The organism is Dichotomicrobium thermohalophilum (genome assembly GCF_003550175.1).
GTDB lineage: Bacteria > Pseudomonadota > Alphaproteobacteria > Rhizobiales > Rhodomicrobiaceae > Dichotomicrobium > Dichotomicrobium thermohalophilum.
Genome location: NZ_QXDF01000001.1, coordinates 1,601,969 through 1,615,967 on the forward strand (window position 1 = coordinate 1,601,969; position 13,999 = coordinate 1,615,967).

14 protein-coding genes and 1 riboswitch are annotated in these 13,999 nt (G+C 65.2%); of the genes, 7 read left to right on the top strand and 7 right to left on the bottom strand.

Translation table 11 applies throughout. The annotated features are described in order from the left end of the window. Positions 1-8 precede the first annotated feature (8 nt). Positions 9-965, bottom strand: coding sequence for a 4-hydroxy-3-methylbut-2-enyl diphosphate reductase (gene ispH, locus BXY53_RS07350; RefSeq protein ID WP_119061187.1), 957 nt, complete (start codon positions 963-965; stop codon positions 9-11). 259 nt (positions 966-1,224) lie between these two features. Here ispH and BXY53_RS07355 point away from each other — a divergent pair, with 259 nt between their 5' ends. From BXY53_RS07355 to BXY53_RS07385, 7 genes are all read left to right on the top strand, one after another. Beyond that, a complete protein-coding gene (locus tag BXY53_RS07355; RefSeq protein WP_119061188.1) occupies positions 1,225-1,932 on the top strand; it encodes a hypothetical protein in 708 nt (235 codons plus the stop codon). A gap of 84 nt (positions 1,933-2,016) precedes the next feature. Continuing rightward, a complete protein-coding gene (locus tag BXY53_RS07360; RefSeq protein ID WP_119061189.1) occupies positions 2,017-2,472 on the top strand; it encodes a DUF2267 domain-containing protein in 456 nt (151 codons plus the stop codon). Between the two features lie 77 nt (positions 2,473-2,549). Further along, positions 2,550-2,640, top strand: a riboswitch (glycine riboswitch). 156 nt (positions 2,641-2,796) lie between these two features. Continuing rightward, positions 2,797-3,957: a glycine cleavage system aminomethyltransferase GcvT gene (gcvT, locus tag BXY53_RS07365; protein WP_119061190.1), complete on the top strand. Its 1,161-nt coding sequence runs from the start codon at positions 2,797-2,799 to the stop codon at positions 3,955-3,957. Positions 3,958-4,012: 55 nt separating this feature from the next. Next, positions 4,013-4,390, top strand: coding sequence for a glycine cleavage system protein GcvH (gene gcvH / locus BXY53_RS07370; protein WP_119061191.1), 378 nt, complete (start codon positions 4,013-4,015; stop codon positions 4,388-4,390). Continuing rightward, positions 4,390-5,721, top strand: coding sequence for an aminomethyl-transferring glycine dehydrogenase subunit GcvPA (gene gcvPA, locus BXY53_RS07375; RefSeq protein WP_119061192.1), 1,332 nt, complete (start codon positions 4,390-4,392; stop codon positions 5,719-5,721). The genes gcvH and gcvPA overlap by 1 nt, the downstream gene beginning before the upstream one ends. Further along, positions 5,718-7,256 (top strand): aminomethyl-transferring glycine dehydrogenase subunit GcvPB, encoded by a 1,539-nt coding sequence (gene gcvPB, locus BXY53_RS07380; RefSeq protein WP_119061193.1) that lies wholly within the window; start codon positions 5,718-5,720, stop codon positions 7,254-7,256. The genes gcvPA and gcvPB overlap by 4 nt, the downstream gene beginning before the upstream one ends. Positions 7,257-7,381: 125 nt before the next feature. Continuing rightward, entirely contained in the window at positions 7,382-7,702 is a 321-nt protein-coding gene (locus BXY53_RS07385; RefSeq protein WP_119061194.1) for a hypothetical protein, read from the top strand. 36 nt (positions 7,703-7,738) lie between these two features. Here the strand turns inward: BXY53_RS07385 and atpF are convergent, their stop codons facing one another. The 6 genes from atpF to BXY53_RS07415 form a co-directional block, all read right to left on the bottom strand. Continuing rightward, positions 7,739-8,224 carry a F0F1 ATP synthase subunit B gene (gene atpF, locus BXY53_RS07390; RefSeq protein WP_119061195.1) on the bottom strand — a complete coding sequence of 162 codons (486 nt, stop codon included), beginning with the start codon at positions 8,222-8,224 and terminating at the stop codon, positions 7,739-7,741. Then, positions 8,224-8,814: a F0F1 ATP synthase subunit B gene (locus BXY53_RS07395; protein WP_119061196.1), complete on the bottom strand. Its 591-nt coding sequence runs from the start codon at positions 8,812-8,814 to the stop codon at positions 8,224-8,226. The genes atpF and BXY53_RS07395 overlap by 1 nt, the downstream gene beginning before the upstream one ends. A gap of 13 nt (positions 8,815-8,827) precedes the next feature. Next, complete coding sequence (locus BXY53_RS07400; RefSeq protein ID WP_119061197.1) at positions 8,828-9,055, bottom strand: F0F1 ATP synthase subunit C; 228 nt, start codon at positions 9,053-9,055, stop codon at positions 8,828-8,830. Between the two features lie 62 nt (positions 9,056-9,117). Then, positions 9,118-9,834, bottom strand: a complete 717-nt coding sequence (locus tag BXY53_RS07405) for a F0F1 ATP synthase subunit A (RefSeq protein WP_119061823.1) — start codon at positions 9,832-9,834, stop codon at positions 9,118-9,120. A 142-nt stretch (positions 9,835-9,976) separates the two neighbouring features. Beyond that, positions 9,977-10,336, bottom strand: a complete 360-nt coding sequence (locus BXY53_RS07410; protein ID WP_119061198.1) for an AtpZ/AtpI family protein — start codon at positions 10,334-10,336, stop codon at positions 9,977-9,979. Between the two features lie 158 nt (positions 10,337-10,494). Beyond that, positions 10,495-13,950: an AAA family ATPase gene (locus tag BXY53_RS07415; RefSeq protein ID WP_119061824.1), complete on the bottom strand. Its 3,456-nt coding sequence runs from the start codon at positions 13,948-13,950 to the stop codon at positions 10,495-10,497. Between the last annotated feature and the right edge of the window lie 49 nt (positions 13,951-13,999).

Below are 13,999 nucleotides of genomic sequence, written 5' to 3' on the forward strand. Positions count from 1 at the left end.
CGCCGCGTTCAGGCGGCCGAGTCCTGCAGCACGCGCGGCAGCTTGAAGGTCACGTCTTCGGTCGCGGTGGTCACGGTTTCGATCGAGAGGTCGTAACGCTCGCCCAGCGCGTCGATGATCTCTTCCACAAGCGCCTCTGGCGCGCTGGCGCCTGCGGTGATGCCGATTGACGCGACGCCGTCAAGCTCGGGCCAGGGGATATCGCCAGCCCGCTGCACCAGATGCGCGACGCGACATCCCGCAGCTTTGCCGACTTCGACAAGGCGCTGGGAGTTTGAACTGTTCGGTGCGCCGATCACCAGCAGGGCCTCGGCCTGCGGGGCAATGGCCTTCACAGCGGCCTGCCGGTTGGTGGTGGCGTAGCAGATGTCTTCCTTGTGTGGGCCAACGATGTTGGGGAACCGCTCCTTCAGCACTTCCACGATCTCGGCCGTATCGTCGACAGACAGCGTGGTCTGAGTGACGAAGGCCAGCTTGTCCGGATCGCGCGCTTCATAGGCGCGGGCGTCCTCGACCGTTTCAATGAGCGTGATCGCGCCGTCCGGCAACTGCCCGATCGTGCCGGAGACTTCGGGGTGTCCGTCATGGCCGATCAGCAGGATGTCATATCCGCGCGCATGCAGCCGCTCGGCCTCGATATGCACTTTCGATACCAGCGGGCAGGTCGCGTCGATGTAGAACATGTTGCGCTTTTCTGCCGCCGCCGGCACCGCTTTCGGTACGCCGTGGGCGGAGAAGATCACGGGCTGGTCGGTATCCGGGATCTCGTCCAGTTCCTCGACGAAAACCGCGCCCTTGGCCTTGAGACCCTCGACCACATATCGGTTGTGCACGATCTCGTGGCGGACATAAACCGGCGGGCCGTATTTCTGCAGGGCCAGATCGACGATATCGATTGCGCGATCCACACCGGCGCAGAAGCCGCGCGGCGCGGCCAACAGGACTTGCAATGCGGGCTTCGTCACGAGCTTCCCTTTCCCTGGTCGAGCGTCTCTAAAACCGCGGCAAACAACGCGTTTTGCCTGTGTATCTTTGCCCGGCTGTCACTTGCTGAGCGGCGCCTGCCTCTTTATGGTCGCGCGCACCGTGAAAATCGCTGCTCTCGCCCATGTTTGTACCAATCGGACCTGCGGATGAACAAGAGGATCGTCACGAAGTGTCCAAATTAACGATTTATCGGAAAGCTCGCGCGCAGCATGGGACAGGAGGCGGCGTGAGCCGGTGATGCATAACAAGGACATAGGGATCGGCAGCCGCCGTGTCAGGACCCGTGAGGCGACGGACGTTGCCACGGCCCGCCACGCGCTGCGACTGGCTGTTATCGTGGCCGGAACGCTTTTTCTCAGCGGTTGCGGCATCTCTCAGATTACCTCGGGCCTCGGTTCGGACGTGTTCGGCTCTTCCGAAGAAGAGCCGGAAAATGCCGATTGGACCGCGACCATCACCGAGGAGGGGATGCTGGAGGCTGCACGGTCTGATACCAGCGGGCGAATCGATGCCTCGGGTCCAGCCTCGGGCTGTCCGCGGTTCAAGATCTGGCCGGCGGATCGCCATATCACAGTTTATGAGCCGGGTCGGGTCGGCGAACGACTGGCCATGCGCCATCGCGGCAGCATCACCAAGGTCGCGCGCGAATGCCAGATCAACGGCCCGCAAGTGAGCGTGAAGTATGGGTTTGCCGGGCGCGTGCTGATGGGGCCGCGCGGCCAGGACGGGACGGTCGAACTGCCGGTCAACCTGTATCTGACGCGCGGGGATGGCTCGAAAATCCGCACGGAGCGGATGATGGTCGAGGTGGAGCTGCGCCGCGAGAACCCGGTGGATTATTTCTCGGTCGTTCGCACCATCAGCTTTGAGGCCGAGCCCGGCACATCTCCATCATCTTACAAGCTCTTCGTGGCATTCGACCGGGAAATTCCCGGCGCCAGCTAATCGCACGCCGCACCCCTCGGAACCTTGCGCCCAGTCGACGGGTTAATCTCGTGTCTGGACACCGACCGGAACGGAGGGGCGGAAATGACGCAATCAGGTCTGGAAACCTTCGAGCGGACCCTGCACGAAACCAATATCTGGATGAAGGAGCTGGGTGAGCTGACGCTCACCCGGGACCGTCAGCGCGTCTACCGACTGCTGAAGGGCGTGCTTCACGCGTTGCGTGACCGGCTGACGGTCGAGGAGGCGGTGCAGCTCGGCGCGCAGTTCCCGGCGCTGGTGCGCGGTTTCTATTACGAGGGCTGGCGCCCGTCTGACGTGCCTCTGCGCATCCGCTCCAAGGAGGAGTTCCTCGACAAGGTCCGCGACAACTTGCGCGACATCGTGGACGATCCACAGACACCGGTGGAGGTCGAACACGCTACGCGTGCGGTCTTCCAGGTGCTCTCGCGGCACGTCTCGCCGGGCGAAATCGATGATGTGCGCAACATGCTGCCGTTCGAAATCCGGGAACTCTGGCCGGAGCCAGCGGCCTCGTGAAGCCGCCGCTGACCGGCGGTTTCCGGGGTCGGTTTGACACGCAGGGCGGTTTCGCTATTCTGAGCGCACATAGCTGACATTCGACCGCGGGAGAGATCGGCCTTCAGCGCCGGCGCCGAAGGAGCAACCGCCCCGGAAACTCTCAGGCAAAAGGACCGCGGGCCGAACAGCACTCTGGAAAGCAGCCGGCAAGCCTCCGGCTCACCGAAGGGGTAACCCGGCGCGTGCACGCCGGAAAAATCTCTCAGGTTCCATGACAGAGGGGGCGACGCTTTTCATGCCGACGGGCAGCGAAGCGATCAACGCTCACGACGGACCTGAGACATGTCAGATGCACAGCAGCCCCCGGCCGATACGCAACTGAAACGCACGCCGCTCCACGGCCTCCACGTTGAGCTCGGGGCCAAGATGGTACCGTTCAGTGGCTATGAGATGCCGCTGAACTACCCGACGGGCATCATCGCCGAGCACAAACACACGCGCAGCCAGGCCTCCCTGTTCGACGTCTCCCATATGGGCCAGGCGCTGCTCTCGCACGGGTCGGACGTCAGCGCCGTGATGGAGCGCCTCGTGCCCGGCGACATCTCGGGGCTGAAGCCGGGGCGGATGCGCTATACCCAGCTCACCAACGCTGACGGCGGGATAATCGACGATCTGATGGTCTCGAAGGTTGGCGAGATGGACGGGCGCGACTGGCTCTATTTCGTCATCAATGCCGCGCGCAAGGAAGTGGATCTGTCTCATATTGCCACGCACACTGAAGATGCGCGGCTGGAGCCGCTGGAGTCGCAGGCGCTTATCGCGGTGCAGGGGCCGGCGGCGGCGCAGGCGCTGTCGAAGCACTTCCCCGGATGCGAGGCCATGCGCTTCATGTCCTTCCGCGCGGTGGCGACGACGCCTTACGGAAAGGTGTGGATTTCCCGTTCCGGCTACACAGGCGAAGATGGCTTCGAGGTTTCGCTGGCCGCCGACCAGGCCGAAGCTTTCGCCCGCGCCCTTTTGGAGGACGAGACCGTCAAGCCGGCAGGGCTTGGCGCGCGCGATACGCTGCGTCTGGAAGCGGGACTGTGCCTCTACGGCCATGATATCGACGAGACGACCTCGCCGGTCGAAGCCGACCTTGCCTGGTCGATCGGAAAGCGCCGCCGCGTCGAGGGCGGCTTTCCGGGGGCTGACCGCATCCTGGGCGAACTCCGCGATGGCCCCTCCCGCCTGCGCGTCGGGATGACACCCCAAGGCCGCGCCACGCCGCGCGAGGGCACGGAAATCTTCGATGCCGAGGGTGAGCGCATCGGTGTTGTGACGAGCGGGGCCTTCAGCCCGACGCTCGGCCATCCGATCGCCATGGGCTATGTCGCCGCCGACGAGGCAACGACCGGCACGCCCGTGACCTTCCAGATCCGCGGCAAGGCCAACCCCGGCCAAGTCGTCGACCTGCCTTTCGTCGCCCATCGCTACGCCACCAAGGCGAAAGCGACTTCCTGACACTCACCGCGTCGGCACCCGCGAGGTGCGCGCTGAACGCCGAGGGACGAAAACCATGACCGACATCAGATACACGAAAGAACACGAATACATCCGCGTCGATGGCGATACCGGAACCGTCGGCATCTCGAATCACGCGCAGGAGCAGCTTGGCGAGGTGGTGTTCGTCGAACTCCCCGAGATCGGCAAGCAGGTCGCGCAGAATGACGAGCTTGCCGTGGTGGAATCGGTCAAGGCGGCAAGCGAAGTTTACGCGCCCGTCTCCGGTGAAGTCACGGAGGTCAACACGGCGCTCCCCGACAGCCCGGAGAAGGTCAACGCCGATCCGGAGGGCGAGGCCTGGTTCGTCAAGCTGAAGATCGCCGACAAGGGCGAACTCGACACGCTGATGAGCGCCGACGAATACAAGAGCTATCTGGAGACCCTGGACTGATGCGTCTGTTACCCCACACCGATGCCGACCGCGCTGCGATGCTGGCCGCGATCGGCGTGCGCGAGATTGACGACCTTTTCGCCGATGTGCCCGAGGCGGCGCGTCTGAAGGAGCTGCCCGACTTGCCGCGCCACGCCAGCGAGATCGAGCTTGAGCGCGCGATGCAGCGCATGGCGGACAAGAACGTTGCGGCCAGTTCCGTGCCCTTCTTTGTCGGCTGCGGCGCGTACAACCACCACGTCCCCGCAACGGTGGATCATCTGATCCAGCGCTCCGAGTTCATGACCGCCTACACGCCTTACCAGCCGGAGGTCGCGCAGGGTACGCTGCAGTACCTGTTCGAGTTCCAGACACAGGTCGCGATGCTCACCGGCATGGATGTTGCCAATGCCTCGATGTATGACGGCTCGACCGCGGCGTCAGAAGCAGTGCTGATGGCCCAGCGCGTCACCAAGCGCCCGAAGGCCGTGATCAGCACGGGGCTGCATCCGCATTACCGTGCGGTGATCGAAACCTTCGGCCATTTCTCCGAGCACGAGAGCGTCGCGGTCGAGGACGACGAAATCGCCGAAGCGCTCGATGACAAGACGGCCTGCGTGATCGTCCAGACGCCCGACGTGTTCGGCCGGGTGCACGATCTGCGCAAGCTGGCCGACAAGGTTCACGAGGCCGGAGCGCTGCTGATTGTGGCTGTCACCGAGGTGCTGTCGCTCGGCGCGCTGACCCCGCCGGGTGAAATGGGCGCTGATATCGTGGTTGCCGAAGGCCAGTCCATCGGCAACGGGCTGAATTTCGGCGGTCCCTATCTCGGCCTGTTCGCCACACGGCAGAAGTATGTGCGCCAGATGCCCGGCCGCCTTGCGGGCGAGACCACGGATGAGGACGGCAAGCGGGGGTTTGTGCTGACGCTGGCGACGCGAGAGCAGCACATTCGCCGCGACCGTGCGACCAGCAATATCTGCACGAACTCCGGCCTGTGCGCGCTGGCCTTCACGATCCACCTGACGCTGATGGGCGAAAGCGGGCTGCGCGACCTGGCGCTGGCCAATCACCGCACGGCGGTGGCGCTGGCCGACGATCTGGCGCAGGTGTCCGGGGTCAAGGTGCTGACCGATCAGTTCTTCAATGAATTCACCATCCAGGTGCCGGGTGACGGCGCTCAAGTGATCGACAAGCTGGCCGACAAGGGCGTGCTGGGCGGGGTGCCCGCGGCGCGTCTGTGGCCGGACCGGCCCGATCTCGCCGATCGCATCATCGTCGCCGCGACCGAAACGACGACGCCCGAGGATCGCGCGGCCTATGTTGCCGCCCTGAAGGAGGTATTGGCATGACCAAAGCTGCGAACGATATTCGCCCGGCGACGTTCACCGGCAACCGCGCACTCCAGATTGAGGAGCCGTTGATCTTCGAGACCGGCGCGCCGGACCGCTCCGGCGTGGACATCACCGTGCCGGAAGGCGAGAACCGGCTCGGCGGCCTGGAGCGGCGCAGCGAAATTGGCCTTCCGGGCCTGAGCGAGCCGGAGACCGTGCGCCATTATGTGCGGCTGAGCCGGAACAACTACGCCATCGACACCGGTATCTTCCCGCTCGGCTCCTGCACGATGAAGCATAATCCGCGCGCCAATGAGAAGTCCGCGCGGCTGCCCGGCTTTGCGGACATCCACCCGCTGCAACCGCAGAACACCGTGCCCGGCGCCATCGAGCTGATGGAGACGCTGTCGCATTGGCTGCTGACGCTGACCGGCATGGAGGCCGTCGCCCTCTCGCCCAAGGCGGGCGCGCATGGCGAGCTCTGCGGCATGATGGGCATCAAGGCCGCACATGAGGCGAGTGGGGAGAACGCACAGCGGCGCATTGTCATCGTGCCGGACAGCGCGCACGGCACCAATCCGGCGACGGCCGCGCTGCTGGGCTATGAGGTGCGCCCGGTCGAGGTGCGCGAGGACGGCACGGTCAGCCCGGATGCGGTGCGCGCGATTGTCGGGCCGGACACCGCCGCGATGATGCTGACCAACCCGAACACCTGCGGGCTGTTCGAGCCGGATATCATCGAGATCGCCGAGATTCTGCACGAGGCGGGCGCCTATCTCTACTGCGACGGCGCGAACTTCAACGCGATTGCCGCCAAGGTACGTCCGGGCGATCTCGGCATCGACGCGATGCATCTGAACCTGCACAAGACATTCTCGACGCCGCATGGCGGTGGTGGGCCGGGCTCCGGGCCGGTGATCTTCTCGAAGGCAATCGCGCCGTTCGCGCCGTTGCCGCGCGTTGTGGCGGGCCAGGACGGCGCAGCGCTTGCGGAGTTTGCAGACGATGTCCCCGGCGAGCAGCCCTTCGGGCGGCTGACCGCCTTCCACGGCCAGATGGGCATGTTCGTGCGCGCGATGGCGTACATGATGGCGCAGGGCGCGGACGGTATGCGCCAGGCCTCGGAGGATGCCGTACTGAACGCGAACTATATCCGCGCGCGGCTGCGTGATGTGTTCAGCCAGCCCTATGGCGATCGCATCTGTATGCACGAGGTCCTGTTCGACGACCATTTCCTGAAGGACACGGGCGTGACCACCCTCGATCTCGCCAAGGCGCTGATCGACGAGGGCTTCCACCCGATGACGGTCTACTTCCCGCTGGTGGCGCATGGCGCAATGCTGGTGGAGCCGACCGAGAGCGAGTCGAAGCACAGCCTCGATCAGTTCATCGACGCCATGCGCGCGCTCGCCAAGGCGGCGCTTGCGGGCGAGACCGAGCGGTTCACGGAGGCTCCCCGCTTTGCGCCGCGCCGTCGGCTGGACGAGGTCAAGGCCGCGCGGCATCCGGTGCTGAGGTGGGAGCCACCGCAGCAGGCCAAAGCCGCGGAGTAGGGCGGTTTCCCGGCCAAGTCCCTGAATAGTTTATGAATACCCGGTTCCGCCTGAGTTCAGGCGGGCCGGGCTATCGTCGCTCCTGTTGGATTTGATGATTTCGGATAATCGGCAGGAGGGACGAGATGATCTGGAAGTTTGTCATGGCCGCGGCTGTCGCGGCGGGAACGTTCGGCGCGGCGAGCACGTACGCCGAGGCCAGGCCGGGCGGTTACTACGACTATGCACCGCCCCATTGCGGGGCGTTGATCCGGTCAGCCGGAAAGAAGAATCTGGTGCGCCAGTTTGCACGGAACAGTGCCGTCTTCGCGTGGAAACGTGAAGCGCGCTACGTCTACGGTTACGATTACGGCTATTGGAGGGAGGCGCGGGGCAAGCGCATCGAATGCCACCGGGAGGGCATTTTCACCCGTTGCGTGGCAAAGGCGAACCCCTGCGCGCGGTAATTACATAGGCGGTCGCGCCTTGGAGGCGCGGCCGCGTTAGTGTGCGCCCCCGTGCTTCTTGAGCTGCTCGACGCTCTGCTGAACTAGGGCACGGGCCTTATCTTCATCGAGCTTCTCGGCAATGATCTGCTCGGCGGCCTCGACCGAGGCATCCACCGCGCGGCTGCGCACTTCGGCCACGGCCTGCGCCTCCGCGCGGGCGATCTTCTCGTCAGCCATTTGAACGCGGCGGTTCAGCATGTCCTCGAACTGCTTGCGCGTCTCCTGCGCGTAGGCCTGTGCTTCGCGCTCGGCCTGGGCGATGATGTCGTTGGCTTCTTGTTCAGCGTCGCGCTGCTTGCGTTGGTAATCCGCCAGGATCGACTGCGCTTCCTCGCGCAGACGCCGCGCTTCGGCCAGTTCCTGCTGGATGCTCTCCGCGCGCTTGTCGAGCGCAGAAATGATCTTTCGCGGGACCGCGAAATAGACCAGTAGCGCGATGAACAGGACGAAGGAAACCGCAACCCAGAATGTCGTGTCCATCAGGCCACTCCATGCTTGCTGGTGGCGCGGGAGACGGCCGATTCGAGCGCCTGATCACTGACCTTTTCGCCGAGAAGCTGCTCGACCAGGGCCGCGGTTGTGTCGCGGGCGATCTCCTCGACATGCGCGAGCGCCTGCTCCTTGGTCTTGGCGATCTCCTGCTCGGCCCGCTCCAGCCGCTCATTGATCTCGGCTTCCTTTTGCTGGCGTTCCTGCGCCAGTTCTTCGTTCAGCCGATCGCGGGTTTCCTGGGCAATAGCGTTTGCCCGCGCCTTGGCGTCGGCCAATGCCTTTTCATAGGCGGCGATGGCCTCGTCCGTCTCCCGACGGAGTTGCTCCGCCTGCGCCAGATCGTTGGCGATCCGGTCGCGGCGCTCCTCGATCACGGTCGCGATACGCGGCAGCGCCACGCGCGCCATCAGCAGGTACATGATGCCGAACGTGATGACCAGCCAGACGAGTTGCGGCGCGTAATCGGCGAAATCAAGCTGCGGCATGACACCTCCGTGCCGGGCGGAACTTCCGGATGCTTGCGTGCGAGTGATGAAGCGGCGCAACCGCCGATGGTTCGCCGCCGCATCCTTTGTCAGTGACCGCCGTGTTCTAGAACACGAACAGGATGATCAGCGCCACCAGCAGGCCGAACAGGCCGGTCGCTTCCGCCAGTGCGAAGCCGAGCAGCAGGTTCGGGAACTGCCCCGGGGCGGCCGACGGGTTGCGCAGGGCGCCGGCGAGGTAGTTGCCGAAAATGTTGCCGATGCCGAGACCGGCGCCGACCAGCGCGATGCAGGCGATGCCCGCGCCGATGAGCTTGGCTGCTTCTACTTCCATGATCTCACTCCTCAGGTTTCGATTGAACGCTCAAGTGTGGGGCAGTTGAACTCTGGATCAGGTCAGTGATGCGGGTGGAGCGCGTCGTTGAGATAGATGCAGCTCAGCACCGCAAAGACGAAGGCTTGCAGGAAGGCCACGAGGATCTCGAGACCGGTGAACGCCACCATGAACAGCAGCGGCGCCCAGCCCCCGACAGCGCCCATGGCGATGACGAAGCCGGCAAACACCTTAAGCATGGTGTGGCCCGCCATCATGTTCGCGAAAAGACGCACGGAGAGGCTGAACGGGCGCACGAGATAGGACAGAATCTCGATCGGCACCAACAGCGGTAGCAGCCAGATCGGCACGCCAGAGGGGACGAAGAGGCCGATGAACTTCGTTCCGTTCTTGATGATGCCGATAACAGTCACGCCGATAAAAACCACAAGCGCAAGCGCTACCGTGACGATGATGTGGCTGGTGACCGTGAAGGCGTAGGGGAACATGCCGAGCATGTTCATCGCGAGAATGTAGAAGAACAGCGTGAAGATGAACGGGAAGAACTTCATTCCCTCGCTGCCCGCGTTCTCGCGGACCATGTTGGCCACGAACTCGTAGGACAGTTCGGCCATCGACTGCATCCGGTCCGGCACCAGTGCGCGGCCGCGCATGCTGCCGATCAGAAACACGCTGACCAGCGTGACGCCGATCACCATCATCAGCGACGAGTTGGTGAAGGAGGCATCAAGGCCGAAGAAGTTCAATTCGACGAATCGCTTGATTTCAAACTGGTGCATCGGATCGAAGATCGCCGCAAGGGAATCGCCCTTGCCTTCGGCGCCGTGCGCGGCCTCCGCGCCCTGCGCCTCGGGGGCTGCCATCTCCGTTCCCTGCGCCTCAGCGCCGCTTTCGTTCGTCTCCGTCGCCACGCTTCGTCCCTTAACTCTTGTCGCCGCTGTAGTCTTGCTGCATTCGTCGCGCCGACCGCACTGCACCCAGAATGCCGGCGCCGGTGCCCAGCAGCAGGAATATGATCAGGAACGCCGGGGAGGTCTCCAGCCAGGAGTCGAGCGCCCACCCGATCACGCCGCTGACAACGATGGCGACCACCATCTCCGCGCCGAGCCGGAACGCATAGCCGAGTGCCCCGCTACGCGCACCTGTCTCATGCTCCTGCGGCTGATGACGTTTTTCGACCTCGTCGAGTTCGTGGCCGAGCTTGTCCAGCCGCCTGCGGATCGACTCCGTCGAGGACCCGTCCTCGCCGCTCTTGTCGTCACCAGAATCGGAGGGGGCCATCCCGTCTCCTTAAGGCGTTGAAATTTGCCGGTGGGAGCTGCCCGCGTTCAGACGCGCGCAACTTAGACAGGGGCCTGCGCAGTGTCAAGCGCCAAGAAACCGCAGCTAAGGGCATGTTTTTCCGAGAAAAATTAGTTGCGAAGCCTTGGGCCGGCGGGCTAGCCCGCTTCGAGGAACCGCTCGGCGGTGCGCAGGTCAACCGAGACGAGCTGGCTCACGCCTTTCTCGGCCATCGTCACGCCGAACAGCCGGTGCATCCGCGACATGGTCATCGGATGGTGCGTGATGACGAGGAACCGCGTTTCCGTGGTGCCGCCCATTTCCTCCATCAGATTGCAGAATCGGTCGACATTTGCGTCATCGAGCGGCGCGTCGACCTCGTCCAGCACGCAGATCGGCGACGGGTTGGTCAGGAACACGGCGAAGATCAGGGCCAGCGCCGTCAGCGCCTTTTCCCCGCCGGACAGCAGTGTCAGCACCTGCGACTTTTTGCCCGGAGGCCGCGCCACGATTTCCAGCCCCGCCTCAAGCGGATCATCGGACTCGATCAGTTCCAGCCGCGCTTCACCTCCGGCGAACAGCACGCTGAACAGGTGCTGGAAGTGGTTGTTGACCGTCTCGAAGGCGTCCAGAAGGCGCGCGCGCCCCTCCTTGTTCAGACTGGCAATTCCGCCGCGCAGCTTTGAGATGGCCTGCTCCAGGTCCTCGCGCTCCTGCTGCATCACGCCGAACTGCTCTTCCAGCTCTTGCGCCTCTTCCTCGGCGCGCAGATTCACGCCCCCAAGGCGCTCGCGGTCGGCGCGCAGCTTGTGGATGCGCTGGTCAAGCTCGTCGGCGTCGGGCAGGGGCGCGTCCGTTGCAAGCCCTGCGACCTGCAGGCATTCCTCCGGCGCGCAGTCGAGGTTTTCACGGATCGCATGTGCGCGTTCGGTGCGCCGTTGGCGGGCGGCCTCGAGTTGGGCCTCGATGCGCGCACGCTTCTCCTTGGCTTCGCTCAGGCGGTTCTGAATTTCGCGCAAGTGCTTGGCGTTGTCCCGCAGGGCCGATTCGGCCTCGGCCAGCTTGTCGGCGGCCTCCTTCCGGGCCGCTTCGGCCTGGGCGATCTCGTTGAACAGCTTTTCGCGGCGCTGCGCGGCGGCCTCCGGGATGCCGGACAGTTCTTGCAACTCGGCTTTCGCTTCCTCGGCGCGCTTTTCCAGATCGGCGATCTGGGTGCTGGCGGCGTCGCGGCGTTTTGCCGCGCGTGCCATTTCCGAAGCGATGCTCTGGAGCCGCTGTTCGCGCTGCTTGCGTTCGCGTTCGATGCCGTCGAGGTGTGAGCGGGCCTGCGAATAGGCGTCGCGCTTGGCGCCAACTTCCGCCTGCGCCTCGCTAACGGCGGCCTCCAGCGTGCTCGCATCGGCCAGCCCGGCGAGCGCCTCCCGCGCCTCGGCGAGTTGGCGTTGGGCCTCCTCCAGATCGGAAACGGTGCGGCTCTGACCTTCGACGAGCGCGGCGCGCTTCTGCCCGGTCTTCTGTGCCTCGCGCTCGGCCTTGGTCAGCGCGTCGCGCGCGCGGGACAGTTCGGCCTGCGTCTCACGCCACTGTGCGCGCAGCCGCTTTTCCTCGGCGGCGAGACCCGCGGCGTGCTCGGCCGCTTGCTTCTGCTGGGCTTCGGCGTCGTCGGCGGTCTGGTTGAGCTTTTCGACCTCGGCCGTCAGCTCGTCGAGGCGGTTGCGCTCGGCGAGCCGCTTGGCGGCGGCGGTCGGGGCGTCGGCGGCCGCGTGCACCCCGTCCCAGCGCCACAGGTCGCCGCGTGTCGTGACCAGGCGCTGACCGGGGGCGAGCATCCGGGCCAGGCGCGGGCCGTCCGCCGGATCGACCAGTCCGATCTGGCGCAGGCGCCGCGTCAGGACGTGGGGCGCGCGGACGAATTCGGTGAAGGGCCTTGCTCCAGCAGGCAGGGCGGGGTCGTTGCTGATATCACCGGTTCCGGCCCAGTGCGCCGGCGCTCGGCTGTCCGCTGGCATGTCGAGATCATCGCCCAGCGCGGCGCCCAGCGCGGTCTCATACCCCGGGGCAACACGGATCTCATCGACGATCGGCCGCCACTGATCGCTCTCGGCGGGGCGCAGGAGCTTGATCAGCGTCGCCGCCTCGGTTTCAAGCTGGCGCGCGTTAAGCCGCGTCTGTCTGGCGTGCTCGCCGGCTTCCTTCTCGCGCTGGCGGGCTTCGGCCAGGGCGGTTTCGGCTTCGCCGGTGCGGGCCTCGACATCGGCGACGGCCTCGCCGAGCCGCGTGACCTCCGCCTGAAGGCCGGCGATTTCGGTCTGCTCGCCCAGCGCGGCGTCGACTTCCGCCAGTTCGCGCGCAATCCGCTCCTGCTGCTCGCTCAGGCTGGCGATGCGCTTTTCCGCCTGCGTGATCTGCCCCTCAAGTTCCCGGCGGCGGGCGCGCAAATCCGCGGCCTGCGCGGTCAGATCCGACAGGCGCTGCTCTGCCGCCTCAAGAGCCTGGCTTGCTGTCTCGACGGCTTGCGCGGCTTCGGCGCGGCCATCGTCGCTGCCTTCGCGCTGGCGCAGCGCGGCTTCCTCGGCCTCAAGCTGGCTGATCGTCTGCGCGGCGTCTTCCATCATTTCGCGCTCGCGCGCGATGTCGTTGCCAATCTGCTCGATGCGCTGCTGCAATTCGCGCTGGCGCTCCGCCGCGCGGGCCTCCTCCTGTTCCAAGGTTTGCTGTTCCACCTGCAGGCGGTGCAGCACGGCCGCGCGCGTGGCCTCCTCGTCGCGAAGCGGCTGGATGGAATCGCTGCCTTCGCTCTCCGCGCGTGTCGCTTCGGATTCCGCCTGGGTCAGCCGGCCCACCTCGCGCATCGCCTCCTGCAGCGCGGCTTCCTCCTCGGCGACCTTTTCGTTGGCTTGCTGGAACAGGATATGATGCTGGACCGCCTCGGCCTGGCGCAGCTCCTCCGAGATCTCGCGGTATTTGCGCGCCTGCCGGGCCTGGCGCTTCAAGCTCTGGAGCTGCTGGTTGACCTGACCCATCACATCCTGCAGTCGCTCCAGGTTCGATTCGGCATGCTTCAGGCGAAGTTCCGCCTCATGCCGCCGGCCATGCAGCCCGGCGATACCGGCAGCGTCCTCCAGGATGCGGCGGCGCTGCTGCGGTTTGGCGCTGACGATCTCGCCGATGCGGCCCTGCTGCACGAGCGCCTGGGAGCGGGCGCCCGTTGCGGCATCGGCGAACAGGAGCTGCACATCGCGGGCGCGGGCCTCTCGGCCATTGACCTTGTAGGTCGACCCGGACTCGCGGACAATTTTGCGCGTGATCTCGACGGTGTCGTTGTCGTTGAAAGCGGCCGGGGCGCGGCGGGCGCTGTTGTCCAGATAGACCGTGACTTCAGCCGTGTCCCGCGACGGGCGGGAGTCGGTGCCGGAAAAGATCACGTCATCCATCGCCGAGCCGCGCATGGACTTGTAGGAGGTCTCGCCCATGACCCAGCGCAACGCCTCCAGCAAATTGGATTTGCCGCAGCCGTTCGGTCCGACCACGCCGGTCAGCCCCGGCTCGATCAGAAGCTCTGTGGGTTCGACGAAAGATTTGAAGCCCAGCAGTTTCAGGCGGGTGATCTGCACGGCAAGCGCCCTTTCGCTCAGCACAACAGAGAAGCGGGCGCAAGCGGGC

Excerpts from the sequence above, each read along its gene's own strand:
- BXY53_RS07360 (WP_119061189.1), top strand. The coding sequence starts at position 2,017 with ATGACGCAATCAGGTCTGGAAACCTTCGAGCGGACCCTGCACGAAACC.
- BXY53_RS07400 (WP_119061197.1), bottom strand. The coding sequence starts at position 9,055 with ATGGAAGTAGAAGCAGCCAAGCTCATCGGCGCGGGCATCGCCTGCATC.
- gcvT (WP_119061190.1), top strand. The coding sequence starts at position 2,797 with ATGTCAGATGCACAGCAGCCCCCGGCCGATACGCAACTGAAACGCACG.
- BXY53_RS07405 (WP_119061823.1), bottom strand. The coding sequence starts at position 9,834 with ATGCACCAGTTTGAAATCAAGCGATTCGTCGAATTGAACTTCTTCGGC.
- gcvH (WP_119061191.1), top strand. The coding sequence starts at position 4,013 with ATGACCGACATCAGATACACGAAAGAACACGAATACATCCGCGTCGAT.
- BXY53_RS07355 (WP_119061188.1), top strand. The coding sequence starts at position 1,225 with ATGCATAACAAGGACATAGGGATCGGCAGCCGCCGTGTCAGGACCCGT.
- BXY53_RS07410 (WP_119061198.1), bottom strand. The coding sequence starts at position 10,336 with ATGGCCCCCTCCGATTCTGGTGACGACAAGAGCGGCGAGGACGGGTCC.
- atpF (WP_119061195.1), bottom strand. The coding sequence starts at position 8,224 with ATGGACACGACATTCTGGGTTGCGGTTTCCTTCGTCCTGTTCATCGCG.
- gcvPA (WP_119061192.1), top strand. The coding sequence starts at position 4,390 with ATGCGTCTGTTACCCCACACCGATGCCGACCGCGCTGCGATGCTGGCC.
- BXY53_RS07385 (WP_119061194.1), top strand. The coding sequence starts at position 7,382 with ATGATCTGGAAGTTTGTCATGGCCGCGGCTGTCGCGGCGGGAACGTTC.
- gcvPB (WP_119061193.1), top strand. The coding sequence starts at position 5,718 with ATGACCAAAGCTGCGAACGATATTCGCCCGGCGACGTTCACCGGCAAC.